The sequence below is a fragment of the Rheinheimera pleomorphica genome, assembly GCF_011634895.1.
Classification (GTDB): domain Bacteria; phylum Pseudomonadota; class Gammaproteobacteria; order Enterobacterales; family Alteromonadaceae; genus Alishewanella; species Alishewanella pleomorphica.
Map to the genome: position 1 here is coordinate 1 of NZ_SIRR01000022.1, position 1,560 is coordinate 1,560.

General features: G+C 49.2%; 1 protein-coding gene. It reads right to left on the bottom strand.

The window, feature by feature from the left end:
* Positions 1-301: 301 nt before the first annotated feature.
* Positions 302-1,456: an IS110 family RNA-guided transposase gene (locus tag EYB30_RS14955; protein WP_166839708.1), complete on the bottom strand. Its 1,155-nt coding sequence runs from the start codon at positions 1,454-1,456 to the stop codon at positions 302-304.
* Between the last annotated feature and the right edge of the window lie 104 nt (positions 1,457-1,560).

Consider the following 1,560-nt stretch of genomic DNA (forward strand, 5'->3'; position numbering starts at 1 on the left):
GCGTTGGTATGACTCCCCACGTCAAGCAGGTTGAGTAAAAACCTGCTCATTTAAGAACCATCTTTTACCGTTAAAGCGAGTTAATGCACCAGATGAAGCAGGTAATGTTCGTCGGTTGTCATGCTGGTATACGTGGATTATCAGCTTTCGCTAACAGAGCCTACCTTACTTGTTCCGCCGTGGCACCTGTCTTCAGTCTATGTTCGAGGTTCAACAGCCCTAAGACTGTTGCCATCCTAACGCCGTCGGTGGTTGTGCCACACCCGATGCTTGATCCAATGCATTAACTCTAACCTGTTGCTCATGCCGGTACCCTAGATAACCTTTTAGCCGGGTTAACCGGTGTTAGTACTACTTCACGCGCTATTGCCCAGATATAGGCAATCATTTCTCTGGCAATGGCGGTAACGACTAAGTTGTAGTGTTTGCCGCGCTGCATTAATCGCTGATAACGCCTGCACAATCTAAGTTGAGCCTGCCAGGCAATATCGACGATTTCTTTACTCAGGCTTTCCTGCCGCTTTTGCAGCTCAGTCGACACATTGGCGGCGTAACGATAGGTATGCGCGCCTTCAACCAGTAATCGCCTGGCACGGGTATTTCCCGTTCGTGTAATGCCGCCTTGCTTGCGTTTCCCGCCACTGGAATGCTCAGAGGGAACTAAACCGAGGTAACTCATCAGCTTTCTCGGGTGGTCGAAGCGGGATAAGTCGCCTAATTCAGCAATCACGCCAACAGCAACCAGTAAGCGCACTCCACGCATGGCCTGAATGGCTTTAACGACAGGGTAGTAACGCCAGCTTTTAACATGGTAGCTGAGTTCATTATCCAACCGCTCTAAACGGCGGATACGCTCGGTAATGGTTTGAATGGCCTCTTGCAGCACAATTTGCTGTGAAGGGTGTGGCAATATCAGTTCAGTAAGCCAGCGCAGATGTTTGGCTGACCAGTTGTCCTGCACCTCGCAGCGGATGTTATTGCGTAACAACATGGCTTTAAGCTGATACTTCGCATCTTTTAAATCCTTCATCGCCGTTTCACGGGCGCGGGATAAATCGCGCATTGCTTCATCTTCCGGCTCGGGCACATAAATAGGTTCAATGTCGCCAGAGCGAAGCAGTAATGCCAGCTTTAACGCATCGCGCTTATCAGTTTTAACCCGCTCACCGGCTTTTTTCGGAATAAGGGATGGTGCAACCACATAACAGCAGTGGCCCAGGCTGGTTAGGAAACGGTAAATCCAGTAGCCACAAGGGCCAGCTTCATAGACAAAGTGCAATGTGGAACCCTGGTATTTCGATTCAAATTGCCGCACCAGCTTTTGTAATGCCGGTTTAGTGCCATTAATACGGCCCAGACTGACCGGCTTTGCCTCACGGCTATCCTGCAGATATGCCACTTCAAAGAATTCTTTGTGCGTATCTAAGCCAATAAAAGTTATGCTATTGTTAACCACGCTGACCTCCAGTATTGTATCTTCAACAAATACAGTATGGCTCTGGCTGCAAAGCTAACCCACGTTCCTGGAGGTCAGCACCTCGTGGGGAGTCATTATGTCTA